The sequence below is a fragment of the Pusillimonas sp. ANT_WB101 genome (assembly GCF_008369125.1).
Taxonomy (GTDB): domain Bacteria; phylum Pseudomonadota; class Gammaproteobacteria; order Burkholderiales; family Burkholderiaceae_B; genus Allopusillimonas.
On record NZ_VOAY01000002.1, the window covers coordinates 508,229 to 523,485 of the forward strand.

13 protein-coding genes are annotated in these 15,257 nt (G+C 54.6%); 7 read left to right on the plus strand and 6 right to left on the minus strand.

Features of this window, described 5'->3' with window-relative positions:
* Nucleotides 1-864: an amidohydrolase gene (locus FQ179_RS11305; RefSeq protein WP_149397392.1), complete on the plus strand. Its 864-nt coding sequence runs from the start codon at nucleotides 1-3 to the stop codon at nucleotides 862-864.
* A 113-nt stretch (nucleotides 865-977) separates the two neighbouring features.
* On the opposite strand, the gene FQ179_RS11310 is transcribed toward FQ179_RS11305, so the two are convergent.
* Nucleotides 978-2,204, minus strand: coding sequence for a sodium:proton antiporter (locus FQ179_RS11310; protein WP_149397393.1), 1,227 nt, complete (start codon nucleotides 2,202-2,204; stop codon nucleotides 978-980).
* A 216-nt stretch (nucleotides 2,205-2,420) separates the two neighbouring features.
* Between FQ179_RS11310 and FQ179_RS11315 the strand changes: the two genes are divergently transcribed.
* The gene (locus FQ179_RS11315; RefSeq protein ID WP_149397394.1) at nucleotides 2,421-2,963 is read left to right on the plus strand and encodes a lipocalin family protein; all 543 of its coding nucleotides are present in this window, start codon (nucleotides 2,421-2,423) and stop codon (nucleotides 2,961-2,963) included.
* Here FQ179_RS11315 and FQ179_RS11320 read toward each other — a convergent pair.
* Nucleotides 2,890-4,263, minus strand: a complete 1,374-nt coding sequence (locus tag FQ179_RS11320; RefSeq protein WP_149397395.1) for a DUF2254 domain-containing protein — start codon at nucleotides 4,261-4,263, stop codon at nucleotides 2,890-2,892. The two genes, FQ179_RS11315 and FQ179_RS11320, sit on opposite strands and share 74 nt — an antisense overlap.
* A 147-nt stretch (nucleotides 4,264-4,410) precedes the next feature.
* Between FQ179_RS11320 and FQ179_RS22300 the strand changes: the two genes are divergently transcribed.
* The gene (locus tag FQ179_RS22300; protein ID WP_180119966.1) at nucleotides 4,411-4,572 is read left to right on the plus strand and encodes a hypothetical protein; all 162 of its coding nucleotides are present in this window, start codon (nucleotides 4,411-4,413) and stop codon (nucleotides 4,570-4,572) included.
* 130 nt (nucleotides 4,573-4,702) lie between these two features.
* Here FQ179_RS22300 and FQ179_RS11325 read toward each other — a convergent pair whose 3' ends face one another.
* Together FQ179_RS11325 and hdhA are read right to left on the minus strand one after the other, a co-directional pair.
* Nucleotides 4,703-6,040, minus strand: coding sequence for a serine hydrolase (locus tag FQ179_RS11325; protein ID WP_149397396.1), 1,338 nt, complete (start codon nucleotides 6,038-6,040; stop codon nucleotides 4,703-4,705).
* A 10-nt stretch (nucleotides 6,041-6,050) separates the two neighbouring features.
* On the minus strand, nucleotides 6,051-6,818 hold the full coding sequence (hdhA, locus tag FQ179_RS11330) for a 7-alpha-hydroxysteroid dehydrogenase (RefSeq protein WP_149397397.1): 768 nt from the start codon (nucleotides 6,816-6,818) through the stop codon (nucleotides 6,051-6,053).
* A gap of 155 nt (nucleotides 6,819-6,973) precedes the next feature.
* Here hdhA and FQ179_RS11335 point away from each other — a divergent pair, with 155 nt between their 5' ends.
* On the plus strand, nucleotides 6,974-7,567 hold the full coding sequence (locus tag FQ179_RS11335) for a TetR/AcrR family transcriptional regulator (RefSeq protein WP_149397398.1): 594 nt from the start codon (nucleotides 6,974-6,976) through the stop codon (nucleotides 7,565-7,567).
* Nucleotides 7,568-7,574: 7 nt separating this feature from the next.
* On the opposite strand, the gene FQ179_RS11340 is transcribed toward FQ179_RS11335, so the two are convergent.
* The gene (locus FQ179_RS11340) at nucleotides 7,575-8,360 is read right to left on the minus strand and encodes a MipA/OmpV family protein (RefSeq protein WP_149397399.1); all 786 of its coding nucleotides are present in this window, start codon (nucleotides 8,358-8,360) and stop codon (nucleotides 7,575-7,577) included.
* Nucleotides 8,361-8,818: 458 nt separating this feature from the next.
* On the minus strand, nucleotides 8,819-10,291 hold the full coding sequence (locus FQ179_RS11345) for a SulP family inorganic anion transporter (protein WP_188074586.1): 1,473 nt from the start codon (nucleotides 10,289-10,291) through the stop codon (nucleotides 8,819-8,821).
* A gap of 842 nt (nucleotides 10,292-11,133) precedes the next feature.
* Here FQ179_RS11345 and FQ179_RS11350 point away from each other — a divergent pair.
* From FQ179_RS11350 to FQ179_RS11360, 3 genes are read left to right on the plus strand one after another with little or no spacing between them, the layout of a single operon-like run.
* On the plus strand, nucleotides 11,134-11,778 hold the full coding sequence (locus FQ179_RS11350) for a TIGR04282 family arsenosugar biosynthesis glycosyltransferase (RefSeq protein ID WP_149397400.1): 645 nt from the start codon (nucleotides 11,134-11,136) through the stop codon (nucleotides 11,776-11,778).
* Nucleotides 11,775-12,920, plus strand: a complete 1,146-nt coding sequence (locus tag FQ179_RS11355; protein WP_149397401.1) for an FAD-dependent oxidoreductase — start codon at nucleotides 11,775-11,777, stop codon at nucleotides 12,918-12,920. Before FQ179_RS11350 ends, FQ179_RS11355 begins: the two co-directional genes overlap by 4 nt.
* A complete protein-coding gene (locus FQ179_RS11360) occupies nucleotides 12,913-15,093 on the plus strand; it encodes an FAD-dependent oxidoreductase (RefSeq protein WP_188074587.1) in 2,181 nt (726 codons plus the stop codon). The genes FQ179_RS11355 and FQ179_RS11360 overlap by 8 nt, the downstream gene beginning before the upstream one ends.
* Nucleotides 15,094-15,257: the final 164 nt, after the last annotated feature.

Below are 15,257 nucleotides of genomic sequence, written 5' to 3' on the forward strand. Positions count from 1 at the left end.
ATGGCGTCACACCTCTGTCTTCCGCCGTTGATCGATCAAGAACCGCCCGCTTTCGATATCCCATGGGGTTCCTGCGACACACACGCCCATGTCGTTTCAGCGAACAGCAAGCACTTTCCATTTGTACCAGAACGCAGCTACACACCTCCGCCTGCGCCAGAAACTGCCTATCTGCAAATGCTGAAAGCCCAAGGCATGACCCGAGGCGTTCTCGTACAAATTAGCGTTTATGGCACCGACAACCGCTACATGCTTGATGTTCTGAAGCGAAATCGCGAGAAGCTGAGAGGCGTTGCTGTGGTCAGTCCCGACATCAGCGACGCAGAGCTGGTTGCCATGCACGAAGCTGGCGTCAGAGGGGTAAGAATCAACGTACTCTTCAAAGGCGGTGTCGGCTTCAAAGACATGACACGTATCGCCCACCGAATAAAAGACATGGGCTGGCACATGCAATTTCTGATGGATGTGCGACAGTTGCCAGAACTACTTCCTCACATGGAAAAGCTACCCGTGCCCGGTGTGTTCGACCATATGGGGCATATGCCTGTTACCGAGGGCCAATCCTCAAAAGGCTATCAAGCACTACGGTATATGCTGCAAGAACATGGCTGGTGGGTAAAGCTTTCGGGTGCCTATCGTATCAGCAACAATATCTACACGAGCAACGATCTGACATCCTGGGCACAAAGCTTGGTAAATGCGGCCCCAGACCAGACTTTGTGGGGCAGCGATTGGCCTCACGTACACATTGCACGCATGGTTGATACCGGCAAGCTAAGAAACCAGCTACCCATCTGGGTGACTGATACTGCCGTACGCGAGAAAATCTTAGTAACTAACCCTGAAAAACTGTACGGATTCTAATTGGCAGTCTAAGGTCAGCATCGGCTTCGAGAGGTGTCTGGCGGACTGGAAAACGCCAGCAAGGTGTCATGGTCGCTGATACAACCCATATCCCAAAAACCCGCACTGTAGAGTTATAACGTCCGAACCACCCTCTCCACCGTCAACCCCTGAATCAAAATAGAAAAAACAACCACGCAGTAGGTTAGCGTTAGTATCACCTCGCGTTCATGGCCTGGAGGTATGGACAAGGCAAGGGCAACCGAGATACCACCACGCAAACCGCCCCATGTAAGTACGCGCCACGCATTGGCCGAAAGATTGAAGAATCGTGGTGCCAGACGCATGGGAAGCCCAACGGTCAAAAATCGCCCAAGCAAGGTCACCACAATCGCGCACAAGCCTGCAGCCAGCAACGGCATGGAAAACGTGACCAAAAGCACTTCAAGACCTATCAGCACGAACAGGACCGCATTAAGAATCTCGTCAACCAGTTCCCAGAACATATCGACGTAGCGGCGTGTTTCGTCGGACATCGCCAGCGCTCTGCCGTTGTTCCCTATTAGCAAACCGCAAACAACCATTGCCAGAGGCCCAGAGACGTGCAGACGCCTTGCCAGAGCATAGCCTCCCATTACTATTGCAAGTGTCAACAACACTTCTACTTGATACTGGTCGATGCTTTTAAGCATGCGGAAACCCACATAGCCAAGCACAAGGCCCAGCACAATGCCACCACCCGCCTCGCGCAGCAGCAACCCAGCGGCCTCGCCCCAACCGGGTATTACGCCCGTGGTCGCGGCACCAAGAAACAAAGCAAAAACCACCACACTCACCCCGTCGTTGAACAACGACTCGCCAGCAATTACCACCTCAAGGTTTTTTGGTGCATTGGCACGCTTAAGAATGCCCATGACCGCAATCGGGTCAGTCGGTGAAATCAGCGCGCCAAAGAGCAGGCAATACATGATTGGTAACTGAACCCCTAACAGCGGCAGTATTAACCAAACCGCCAAGCCAACAATTACCGTGGAAGCCACTGTGCCGATCAGTGCAAGCGAGCCCACCTGCCAGCGAAACCGCGAGAGCCCACGAAGGTCTACGTGCAGCGCGCCGGCAAAGAGGAGAAATGACAACATCCCCTGCATCAAGACATCGGAAAAATCGAGCGACTGAAGAAAAGACACTTCGTAGCGCCTAAGCCCGTGATCCAGCCCCAAAGAAGCTGCAATCACAATACACAGGGAAATGGCCAAGGCGATGGCCATGACACCTATGGTGGTTGGCAGCTTTATGAAACGCTGATTGACATAGGCGAGTACGGCCGTGATAACCAGGCACAGCGCAGCGATTTCAAACATGGCTCTCCTCAAAACAAACGATATGCTGCCGGCAACAGCCTTATACATTAAGCAGCGCATATCGTGATTGAATTCTACTCCCCGGGCCCCGACGCAAGAGCTGATTAGTATGTGCCTGATTACTAACCTAGCTCGCTCTCACCACTTGTGCCTACAACAACGCGGCGTTCCCCGCCATAACGCGTTATTCTCCAAACAGACAAAAAGGAGAAGGCGATGAAAGTAATTGCTGCGTTATCACTAATCGTGACGCTCGCCGGATGCGCCACCCCCCATGCAAACCTGACTACCGAAAAAGACGTTGACCTAAATAAGTATGCAGGCACATGGTACGAGCAAGCACGCTTACCCAACCGATTTCAGAAGCAGTGCGTTAGCGACGTACAGGCCGATTACGTGCTGCGACCCGACAGCACCCTACTCGTGACCAATCAATGCCGCACATCAGACGGCAGCACGGAGGTTGCCCAAGGCGAAGGGCGACTGTCAACAGCGGCAAACCCACGCGACCCTGCAATATTGCAAGTGCGGTTTGCGCCCGCTTGGACATCTTGGTTGCCGTTCGTCTGGGGCGACTACTGGATCATGAAACTTCGTGATGACTACCACTATTCTCTGGTGGGCACCCCTGACCGCAAGTACCTGTGGGTGCTGTCGCGCGACAAGCAGGCAGACAAAGACATTGTTACGGAGCTGCTCGATTATGCGAAGTCGCAGGGCTTTCCTGCAGAGCAGGTTGTGAGAGCGGGCGCGCATTGATGGCACCCAGCGCGCCATGTGCCATGGTTCGCATGAATAGCGCAAAGCGCTGGCCGACATCGTCCCGGTCTGACAGGTTAAGTATGGTGCGCTGCGCGTCCGTCCACACCAGATTGGCGTGCCGCATCAGCACTGCCCTGCGGGGCACGTCTGCCTCGCAGGCCACAACGGCGGTCAGCACGTCGAGCATGCGGATCAAGACCGCCGTGCTGCCCGCTGCATTTTGCCGAATCATGTTGAACATGACGTCAACCAGGCTTTCGTAGGTAAAGTTGGGCACCACCAGTGCAACTTGCTCTTCATGAAGGGTCACGCCACTGGGCAGGTTTTTTCCGGCCAGTTCGCATAGCGCTGCACCTAGTCTGTCCAGTACGCTCATCGCGGTATGCGGATCATTAATACCGGGAGACAATGCGCGCACCGCCACTTCGACCAACTGGCGCACTGCGTATTCTGCATCGCCGGCGCTGCCGCGAGTAAGCCCCAAAGCAGTTGCCCGACGCACCGCTGCTTCAGCATCAGGCACCTGCACAGTCATGACGGCTATAGGCGCGCCAGGAAAAACATAGTCGCCCCGTCGCACCAGCAAGCGAATGGCCGTGCCTTGTTCGGCGGCCCAGCCTGCCAGCTCTTCTTCTGATAGTTGCTGCAAATAACCTCGTCGTGCGTCAACGATTGGGGTTGCGTTTGCCCAAAACGACGCGTCTGGCGCAGTGGCTTGTGCCTGGTCGGTAACCAGACGATCCATGGCCCACCTGATGTCGTCACTGACGAGTTCTACAACCGTATCAACGTTGATGCGGTTGGCCATGTGTGAAACAAAATAAACCAGTATGGCGACACAAATAAAGGCAAAAATAATGCCCACGGATAGGGCAAGATGAGGCGTAAAGGCACCTTCCTCCTGGGTTCTGACGCTTCTGAGCACCATTAGGGCGTACGAAAATGTGCCCAAATACACACCCAACGTAAGCTGCACCCCGCGGTCTTGCGTAAAATTTCGAAGCAGACGCGGGCCCATCTGGCCTGCTGCCAGCGACAAGGCCGCGATGGTAATCGAGAACACCGTGCCGGCCACCCCAATGGTTGACGAAGCAATCGCACCGAGCAAGGTACGCGCACCCGTTCCCCCGCCGTTATATAACCAGTTGTTCTCGATCAGCCAGGTTGGCAAGATGTCTTGCCTGTCAACGGCCAAAAGGCCCAGGGCCAAAAGTATGCCCCCAAGCACCATTACCCCCGGGACCAGCCAAAAGGTATCCCCGAGTTGATTAAGAAACTTGCGTAACTGTGCTGTCATCTTGCCTCAGCTAAAGTGTCTACTGTCGTATTATTATGCAGGCAAACTGTGCTCAACGCCGACCCAATGGCGTTAACCACCGCGTTACATGACAACCACCCAGATTTCCGGCTATGCTTGCATTCTTATTATTTCATGGAGAGTTAAATGAATAGTCGTGCAAAACAGGTTGTTGTAGCGGTGGCAGCCGCAATGCTGACGTTGTCATTGGCAGCCTGCCAAAAAGAAGGGCCTGCCGAAAAAGCCGGCAAAAAGCTGGACAACGCCGTTAGTGAAGCCGGCGCAAAAATAGAAAACGCAACAAAGTAGCGACCCGCAGGGCAATAATAGTGTGCCCTTAGGCTTAATAAGCCCTCCCAAGGTCTGCTTTAGGCGTATGCAGCGCCACTCGCTCGCCGAGATTGGCGTTGCTTTGCGTTTGGCGTCTTAATACCAGCATTTATTGCTTCTGGGCCGATGACGATGCAGCATCGCTCGCCATCAAATGCTCGGCAACGGCCTGAAAGGCGGGTAAAGAGGTGGGATCACTTCCCGCATTGGCCGCCACAGGGTGCGAGGCAAAGCGCGCGATGACCATGTCGGCTTTCGGGTCTATCCAGATGGTCTGGCCGTGTACGCCCCGTGCAGCATAAGCTTCGTGGTCATTACCGCTGACCCACCACATGCTGCTGTAGCGCCAGTTTGGCAATAGTTCATAACCCGCCGCCTCAAACTTCTTGACATCACCTCCGTGTCGGATGGCGTTAATGGCGGCTTTGGGTACTATCTGTTCTCCGTTCAATTTGCCGCTATCGAGCATAAGTTGCCCGACGCGTGCCATATCGCGCAACGTGGCGTTAAACCCGCCGCCTGCAAAGGGTGTGCCGATAGAGTCTACGGTATAGAAGGCCTCGCGATCGGTGCCGATACGACTCCAGATACGTTCAGCCAATACCTCGGCAACTGAATGACCTGTAGCACGGGCAATCAGCCAACCCAAGGCGTCGGCGTTGATGGTTTTGTAAGCAAAGGCCTTTCCATGAGTACCGCTTTTTGTAACCGTCTGCAAAAACTCGAAGTAACTGCGCGGGCCCACATAGTCTTTAGGCTTGGGTAATGGGCTTCCCGCTTCGGCGTACGTCCACACCTCCGCTTCGGGGTCTGCATAGTCTTCCGAATAATCAAGCGCAGTTGTCATATCCATAACTTGCCGCACGGTTGCATCGCCAAACGCTCTTTTCTTCAGTTCAGGAATAAGATCGCCAACGAGAGCCGCTGGGTTCAGCTTGCCTTCGGCAACCAGCACTTCGCCAATAAGCCCTGTCAGCGACTTGGTTACTGACATAGCACCATGCAGCGTATTCTGATGAAGGCAGCCTGCGTAACGTTCGTACACGACACGCCCGTGGTGCAAAACGATAACGCCATCGGTATAGTTGGCATCAAAGGCCTGAGCCCACGTCATGGCTTTGTTCGTACCCAGCGGTGTGAAGCTAACTGCATCAAGCGAAGGGTCGAGCGTCACGGCCAACTGACGAGCGCCCTTGCTGCCATTATCTACCGCAACAGTGGGCATGAGCTCGCGAAAATGGCAGACCGTCCAGCGCAACTTTGGAAACCCGAAGTAATCTGGGTCAGTAAACCGTATGGTCTTGTCGGCGGCAGGCGGAAAGCCCTGCATCCAGCCCAATGTGTTGGGGTCGGAATCCTGGGCCGATAACGGCTTTGTTTGTTGGGCCACTGCATTGCCTCCCAAAACCAGGGAAAGGGCCATCGCCCATGCCGACATGCGTTTCATTAAATTCTCCTTAATCCAGCTCTTGTACGCCACCGCCAGAGACCGTCAATATCTGCCCACTGACCCAACTCGCTGCAGGCGAACACAAGTAGAGTGCCGCATTGGCCATGTCTTGCGGCTCACCCAATCTATGAATGGGTGTGTGCATCAACATGGTTTTTTCAATGTCGTCATTAAGCACTGACTCGAGCGCTGCCGTTCGTGTAGCCCCGGGCGCTATGCCGTTGATACGTATACCTTTTGGGCCCAGGTCGAAGGCAATATTGCGGATCAAATGATTGGTGGCTGCTTTGGAAGAACCATAAGCCGCCATGCGCGTGTTTTTGTTTTCGCCTGCCATTGAGGTAATGGCCAGCATAACCCCGCCGCCCACGCTTTCCATTTTTGGTGCGGCAAGCTGAGCAAGACGAAACAGCGAAAACACATTCAGGTCAAAAGCCCGACGAAAATCAGCCATGGGCATGTCGAAAGGCTTGGGCCCGCCACCGCCCGCATTACTGACAAGAACGGTTAGCTTGCCCAGACGCTGTACGGTTTCTTCGACCAACCGCACCAGGTCTTCTTCTTTGGTTACGTCGCAGGCCATGGCTTCAGCCCTGCCACCTTGCGCCTGTATGGCCGTGGCAACTGACTGCGCTGACTCAACATTAAGATCACTGACCATAACGGCAGCCCCGGCAGCTGCAAAGGTTTCGGCGATTGCGCGACCAATACCCGCTCCCGCACCCGTAATAAGGGCTACCTGACCGTTTAATTTGAAATTGGCAGAATCATACATATTAGAATGCCTTTAAATAAATGAACAAGATCTACCGCTTGATGTACCAACACTCAGAGCCATACTGAACGCAGTCAGCAATAATCAGGCCTTGAGATAGCTTCTCGGGCCTTTCTTCCATACTATGGCCCGTAACCGTGTCTTAACAGATTAATATGCCTATACCCACTTCTTCGAAAAAACGGCGTCGCGATGCCGAACTCGAAAATGCAATTATCGAAGTCGCTTGGGCCGAGCTACTCAAGCGCGGGTATGCGGGCCTGACGATGGAATCCGTCGCAGCAGCCGCATCCACCAGCCGCCCTGTACTCGCCCGTCGCTGGAATGGCAAGGCGACGCTTGCCGTGGCAGCGGTAAGCCATCAGCTGGCAATAAAGCCTATTAACGTGCCTGAACGTGGCAACGTTCGTACAGAGCTTCTTGATTATCTGGATCAAGTCAGTGACCTCGCTCCAATCATCAACATAATTTTCTCCATGCTGTCGGACACAAGCTTTCGCGAAAGCTACCCTTCAGCTCCTGAGTTGCGGCATAGGTTTATCGCGGGAAGAGCCGACAGCCTCAAGCTGATTCTGCACCGTGCTGCAAAGCGTGACGAGATCGACACAGAAAAACTCATCCCAGCGATTGAGTCATTGTTGAGTGACCTTATCGGGCACTACATTTTGATAAACGGAAAGGCACCACCCAAAACCCTGCGGGTTACTTGGGTAGACGCACTTTTGTTGCCGCTGGTGCGATCTCGTTGAAACCGTCTCAAAACGTATAAGCGACACCTGCCACAGCATGCAGCTGTGTTTTTTTCTCAACAATTGGGCTGTCTGCAGCCTTGTCCAGAAGCGAGCTGGCACCCACCGCCCCCGTAATGCTCCAGCTTTTGTTAAGCGAATAATTGACGGCTACGCGCATCGAGACGTCTTTGAAGCCCGCTGATGGGTGATATTGAGACCGACCTGAACGTGCAGACTGCCCCGAATCCACGCCAAAGTAGCTGCCCATATACTTTTCATTGGCCCAGCTGACGGCAACACTGGGAACCAGCATCAGTTGACTGGTCACCGCATAAGGGTATGACGCACGCGCCACGACAACCAGGCCGCGCGAATTTTCATTTAGTGCCTGGGTTGCTGACAGGCGCAATTTGGCTCCAGCAACATTGGTAGACATAAACACCCGCGCACCCACCGCATCAGACAACTTGCCGATGCCATGTGGCACGTCGCCACTTCTGTAACCCTGCATCAGATTCAGGCCTGCACCCATGGTGATAGCAGGCGTCTCGATAATATTTAAGCCTATGCCTTCATCGGTACGGGCAAATATCCGCCCCTTCTTAATGTCGATCAGGGGTACCGCACGTAATCGATGCGAACTCGAACCCTGATACGTGGGTGTAACTGCAACCCCTGCTCCGATCTTGATTCGGTCGTCTTGTTCGGCATGCGCGCCTCCCGAGGCCATCAGGCAGAGTGTGACCAAAGCGAGCCCTCGCCGCGCAGAGCTGCCACGCGATCGGCCGAGGAAGGGGGTAAAACAGTTCATTCAAGACTCCAAATTCACAATAAGATGCAGAGACGCATCTTAATGGCGAGCCTCTTTAAAGTCAAGATGCGTATACGCATCTTATTGCAGAGAATGGGATGATCGGTGAGACTATGCAGTCCTTGTATAGTGCTGCTGCTTTCTCTGACGCACTCAAGGGAAAAAGCCCTTCAACAGGCTCGTCTTTCTGTGGAAATGCATAGCACTGCATCCTTTTTATTCACAATGTTGGGCGCAAAGTATCTGGCTCTGGAGTCCTCGAAACTACGGCGACAGCTTGAGACTTTCAGACTCAAAGAAAATAAAAAACCCGGCTCCAGGCCGGGTCATTATTAAGCTTTACTTGATAGGGCCATGATGAGGCGCTGGTATGCACCCATTGGAATCCATCACAAAACTCAGTTCGATTTAAGTCTTAGCGACCAGCCAGCGTCAATTGACCTGGCTGGTCCGCTGTTTCAGGATAAGACTTCAACACGCACCGCTTTTCTATGGGTTGCGAATCGGTCCACCATGGTTGTGCTGGCCTCATTCAGGCCCATAACTTCTACTTCAACGCCGGCACGACGAAATTTATCCACAACCTTGTCCAGTGCACCGACTGCGGTAATGTCCCAAAAATGGGCGTGGCTGACATCCAGGCAGACCTTTTTAATGTCTTCTTTGAAATCAAAGGCGCTAATGAACTGCTCCGCAGAAACAAAAAATACCTGCCCGCGGATGCGGTAAACACGAGATTGGCCGCCGTCCGTGGCCTCAGACTTAATACTCAGAAGTCGACCCACCTTATGGGCGAAAAACACCCCTGACAGCAGCACGCCAACCAACACCCCTTTAGCCAGATCATGCGTGGCGAGCACCACAATTACCGTAGAAATCATGACGACGCTGGAGCTTTTTGGGTGCCCGCGCAGATTACGCAGCGACGCCCAGCTGAAGGTGCCAATGGATACCATGATCATGACCGCGACCAGCGCAGCCATGGGTATGCGGGCAACCCAATCGCCCATAAACACCACCATTAACAACAAGAACACGCCAGCAACCAGCGTAGAAAGACGGCCACGCCCGCCTGATTTCACGTTTATGACCGACTGGCCTATCATGGCGCAGCCCGCCATACCGCCCAGAAACCCTGTTGTTATATTTGCAATGCCTTGCCCCACACACTCGCGATTTTTATCGCTGGTCGTGTCGGTCATGTCGTCAACAATGGCCGCTGTCATCATAGACTCGAGCAAGCCAACCACAGCCAGCGTCATGGAAACCGGAAAAATGATTTTCAGCGTTTCGAGATTGAGTGGTATGTCAGGCAGCAAGAACACAGGCAGGGTGCTGGGCAATTCGCCCATGTCGCCCACGGTGCGAATATCAAGACCCAAAGCAATGGAAACAAAGGTCAACACGACGATGGCCACTAAGGGCGACGGAATGGCCCGGGTGATATAGGGGAAAAGATAAATAATGCCCAGCCCCGCCGCCGCCATGGCGTACACATGCCAGCTTACATTGGTCAGCTCAGGCAGTTGAGCCATAAAAATAAGGATGGCGAGTGCATTAACAAAGCCCGTGATAACCGAGCGCGACACAAATCGCATGAGTGTGCCCAGCCTGAGCAGGCCAGCCCCTATCTGAAGTACGCCCGTCAGCAAGGTGGCGGCAAGCAGATATTGCAGGCCGTGTTCTTTCACCAGCATGACCATCACTAGCGCCATGGCTCCAGTGGCAGCAGAGATCATTCCTGGCCGACCCCCAGCAAAAGCAATGACTGTGGCCATGCTGAATGCAGCGTAAAGCCCTATCTTGGGGTCAACGCCCGCAATAATAGAGAAAGCGATGGCTTCAGGGATAAGCGCGAGCGCAACAACAAGACCTGCCAGGACATCGCCTCTGACATTGGAAAACCAGTCTTGGCGAAGAGATTGCATCATGTATGTATTCCGTCATCACGGCCGGCAATATGCGGCCATCTGGTATGTGTTCCGTCAAGGCACGCGGCAATGCGGCCATCGGGTGAGTATTCCGTCAAGACAGACGCCAATGGGCGGCCATCCGGTACTTATCCTATCAAGACAAGCAGCAGTGCGCGGCCATCCGGTGTGTATTCCATCAAGGCACGCGGCAATGCGCGGCCATCTGTCTGGTTCAAGTGCGTCTGGCAGTCAGCATGCCGCTCGTACCGTAAGCGGTGCGGGTTGCGTGTAACGCAATCTATGAAAAGTGCAAGCGCGTGCGGGCACGATGAAGTTAAACCTAGGCTCGCAACGAAAATGCGCTTACAAGGGAGGAGGCTCCGGCGGGGTGATTGACCAACGCGCTAACTTGGCGCGAACTCAGCATTTTAGCGTTAATGCGGCGGTGCAGCAATAACAAATTATTGAGTATTGCTGGCCTAGCGGGCATCGCTGGTATCGTGGGCACTTGGGGCACTTGGGGCACTTGGGGCATTGGGGCATTGGGGCACTTGGGGCATTGGGGCATTGGGGCACCTGGGGCATTGGGGCATTGGGGCACTTGGCAGACTGGGCTCATTGGTGCATCAAAGGCATCGGCAGCGTTTGTGGTTGATGATCTTGCACATGCTGGCGATCCTGGGGGCTCGACGATTCCGCGAGGGTCGTTAGGGCCCCCGACAACGCCCGTATCATGTATCGTTAACGCTAACGTTATAGGCGGGATGTCTCGTGGTACTCGTCAACCTCGGTGGTGTCGCACCCGTCACCGCTAACAACTGGAATCTACGCATGGCGCAACCACAACAAATGACGAGACCATGATCAATCTGGGCATTTTCGCCAAAGCACCGATCTCGGGGCACGTCAAGACACGGCTGGCACCCGCGATTGGGCTAGATGCAGCCGCGCGCCTGCACGCACGTATGGTTGCGCACACGCTAACCCTTGCCCACGAGGCTAGCTTTGAGGCGGTAACACTCTGGACCTGGCCGCTGGTAACCGACCCGCACATCATCGAGCAATGTCATCGCCACGGCTTTGCAATTGCCGTTCAGCAGGGGCAAAATCTGGGCCAACGCATGGCCTATGCGTGCGAGCAAGCATCGCCGCAACTTATTATTGGCACAGACTGCCCGGGCATCACCGCCCAACATCTGCGCCGGGCCGCCGCTGATCTCAAGGCGGGGGCGCAGGTTGTGCTAACGCCTGCATTGGATGGCGGCTATGTATTGATAGGTCTGCGCCAGCCTCGACCCGAGGTTTTCCAGGACATTACGTGGAGCAGCGCCGAGGTGCTAGCCCAGACACGCGCAACAATTCAAAATTTGGATCTGCAGGCTATTGAGTACGAGCCGCTATGGGATGTGGATCGTCCTGAAGACCTGATCAAACTGCGGGAAGCGTTTCCCGCTCTGGCCGCGAAGTTGCTGGCGGAAATCACTGTGGACAATGCCTTCACATGAAACGTCTACTATTAATAGGCGGTGGTCACGCCCATCTTGAAGTACTGGATCAATTGCGCCGGCGCCCGGTACACGATGTACGTATCACGCTAATGTCGTCCAGCCCGCGACAAGTCTACACAGGCATGCTGCCTGGGTTGGTCGCAGGCCGGTTTTCGTTGCAACAGGCCTCGATCGATCTGGCTGAGCTCTGTGCGCAGGTTGATGTCGAATGGGTTCCACAGACATGTTCAGAACTAGACCTCAAGCACCGCACAGCGATTACCGAAAACGATGAGCAGTTCCCATTTACTTGGGTCAGCCTGAACATTGGCTCCGGCCCACAACTATCCATTGAGCGCAGCGAGCATTCCACCTTTGTCCCGATTAAACCCGCAGAATGTTTTTATGACGCGTGGGAAGCCTTTGTTGCCCGTGCTGCTGCGGCATCTGCAGACTTATCGGTGCTGGTGGCCGGCGCTGGTGCTGGAGGCACCGAACTGGTGCTGGCTATGCGTGACCGACTGGACGGCGCGGGGCTGAACAAGGTTTCAACCACGCTTGTGGGCAGTGATGAGAGACCGCTCTCAGGAGGCTTCCCAACCAAACTGCGTAAAAGCATTGTTAGCCTGCTTCATCGCCATAAAATCGACTATATCCCGACACGTCGCGTAATCAGCGCATCTGAAGGCTTTGCCCAATTAGACGATGGCACTCGCCGGCCTGCGAACTTCTGTGCTCTGGCTGCTGGCGCATCCCCCTCCCCCTGGTTAGGCGATTCTGGCCTGGCAATCGACAACGCGGGTTATGTGCGTGTCGACAGATACCTGCGCAGTGTGTCACACCACTTTGTCTTTGCGGCCGGAGATGTCAGCGCACACCCAGACCAACCAGGTAAGTCAGGCGTTTACGCCGTACGTGCTGGCCAGGCACTGACAGAAAGCCTGTATGACACCATGGGCTCCCGCCCACTAAAAGCCTGGAAACCTCAAAAGCGCACGCTTTACCTTATTACCTTGCCCGCAAAGCGGGCCATGCTGAGCTGGGGCCCACTGTGGGCCAGTGGCGCATGGGCTTACCTCTGGAAGCAGTTCATAGACACTCGTTATATGAAGCGTTTCCCCCACCCTGCACCCAACCAACAGTCTTCTCTTCATGAGTAACCCCCATTCCCGCCTGCTGCTTAGAGTTTTCATCGTAGTCGGGCTGGTGACGTGCATCGTCGCATTTTTTGCGACCGGCCTGCATCGTGCCCTGACACTGGAAACACTCAAGAACAGCCAACACTATCTTGCACAGTTGCGTCACGATTCTCCATGGGTGCTGACTGCAGGCTTTTTCGCCGTGTATGTAGTGGTAACTGGGCTGTCAGTACCCGGCGCGACCATACTCACGCTCGCGGCGGGCGCTGTATTCGGGGTGGTCGCAGGCACGCTGATTGTTTCGTTCGCGTCAACCCTGGGTGCGCTCGTTGCCATGCTTGTAGCCCGCTACGTGCTGCGAGACACCATACAGTCAAGATTTGCAAGCCGGCTCAAAGCTATCAATGAAGGCGTGGAAAGGGATGGTGCGGCCTACTTATTCGGTTTACGGCTGCTGCCGGTGTTTCCGTTCTTCGTCATTAATTTGGTGATGGGACTCACCAATTTGCCTGCCCGCACGTATTACTGGGTAAGTCAGATCGGAATGTTGCCTGCGACTATACTTTATGTAAACGCGGGCACGCAGTTGGCAGGCATCCAAAGTCTGTCTGAAGTGTACTCACCGACACTATTGATCTCGTTTTCTTTGCTCGCGCTGTTTCCGCTTATTGCTCGGTTCGTGGTCCGGCGTCTCGCACCGCGAAAAGCCTACAAACCCTGGCACAAGCCAAAAAAATTCGACTGCAATCTTATTGTTATTGGCGGCGGGTCGGGAGGGCTGGTTTCGGCGTACATCGCCGCAACAGTCAAGGCGCGCGTCACACTCATTGAATCCCACAAAATGGGTGGTGACTGCCTGAACTATGGCTGCGTACCCAGCAAAACGCTAATTCAGGCGGCAAGAACAGCGCATCAGATCAACCAGGCCACCGCAACAGGCCTGCTGACCGAGCCCGCACCCACGGTGTCATTCAAGGCTGTGATGCAGCGGGTGCACCAGGCGGTCGCCCGCATCGCGCCTCATGACAGCCCAGAACGCTATAACGCGCTGGGTGTGGACGTTATTGACGGCTACGCCAAGCTTCAGGACCCCTGGACGGTATCCATCACCTTGCCCGACGGCGCTACACAGAACCTGACAGCGCGCAGCATTATCATTGCGGCCGGTGCCGAACCCGTGGTGCCATCTATTTCTGGCATAGAAAACTCTGGCTTTGTTACCAGCGATACCGTATGGGCTCGATTTGCTGAACTGGATGCGCCGCCACCTCGCCTGATCGTATTGGGTGGTGGCCCCATAGGCTGTGAACTGGCACAGGCATTTGCCCGTCTTGGCTCACAGGTGACACAGATAGAGGCAGGGCAACGATTGCTGTCACGTGAAGACGATGAGGTGGCTGCTTTGGTTCAGGCTAGCCTGAAGGCCGACGGTGTCGACATCCTAACCGATACCAAGGCCGTGGAATGTTTACACGACGACTCGGGCAAATACCTGCTGATTCAGCGACAAGACGGTCAGGTCGAGCGCGTGCCATTTGACCAGTTGCTATGTGCCGTAGGCCGCAAGGCCAGGCTTACCGGGTATGGCCTTGAAGAACTGGGCATAGAAACAAACGGCACCGTGCAGGTAAACCAGTACCTCGAAACGTGCTACCCCAACATCTACGCGGTTGGAGACGTGGCAGGGCCTTACCAGTTTACGCATATGGCCGCTCATCAAGCCTGGTATGCCTGCGTCAATGCCTTGTTCGGCGGGTTCAAACGCTACCCCGTCGATTACCGCATCGTCCCATGGGCTACATTTGTGGATCCAGAAGTAGCACGCCTGGGGCTAAATGAACAAGAGGCGGCCGACAAAGGTATATCTGTCGAGGTTACCCGCTACAACCTTGATGAACTCGATCGTGCCATTACAGACGATACAGCCCTTGGCTTCGTGAAGGTGCTCACGGTTCCGGGCAAAGATCGCATTTTGGGTGTAACCATTGTTGGCGCACATGCAGCAGAGCTGATGGCAGAGTTTGTGCTGGCCATGAAACATGGGCTGGGGCTTAATAAAATCCTTGGCACCATACACATTTACCCCACAATGGCAGAAGCAAACAAGTTCGTCGCGGGTGAATGGAAACGCCAACATGCTCCCCGGCGTATTCTTGCAATAATGAGGCGTTACCACGACTGGCGTCGCCGCTAAGCCATTTTCAGCGCAAGGAGCGCATGCTGATTTCCGAAAACCATTACTCAGACCAGCCCGTCATGCTGTCGCGGGCGTTACAGTCACGTGCGCGACCGTGTCGACCATTACCTCGCACCGATATCGTACATCGTGTCGTTATCGAGTGCGAGAATCTGGAGGCT